Raw genomic sequence first — 490 nt, forward strand, 5'->3', positions numbered from 1 at the left:
CACCGTGACTGTTACTGATGCTAATGCATGTACATTAACCAGAACATTCACTATTACTCAGCCTACAGCACTTAGTGCCACTACTTCCCAGACGAATATCGCATGTAATGGCGGATCTACAGGAGTAGCAACTGTTAACGTTTCAGGAGGAACAGCACCTTATACGTATTCATGGTCTCCATCAGGGGGAACAGCTGCAACGGCTACGGGCTTATCTGCCGGAACTTACACCGTGACTGTTACTGATGCTAATGCATGTACATTAACAAGAACATTCACTATTACGCAGCCAGCAAGTGCGGTAAGCGGAACAACGGTAGTAACAAACGTAGCATGTAACGGCGCTTCTAATGGCGCGATCAACTTGACTCCGGCAGGAGGAACAGCACCTTATACATTCAACTGGGGTGGTGGAATCACAACCGAAGACAGAACAGGCCTAGCTGCCGGAACATATACGGTAATCATCACTGATGCCAACGGATGTACT

At 47.6% G+C, this 490-nt stretch carries 1 pseudogene; it reads left to right on the forward strand.

Features of this window, described 5'->3' with window-relative positions:
• A pseudogene (locus tag U9K52_RS21205) lies at positions 1–490 on the forward strand (SprB repeat-containing protein); the annotation flags it as partial.

This window comes from Chryseobacterium sp. MHB01, from assembly GCF_034651565.1.
Lineage (GTDB): Bacteria > Bacteroidota > Bacteroidia > Flavobacteriales > Weeksellaceae > Chryseobacterium > Chryseobacterium nepalense.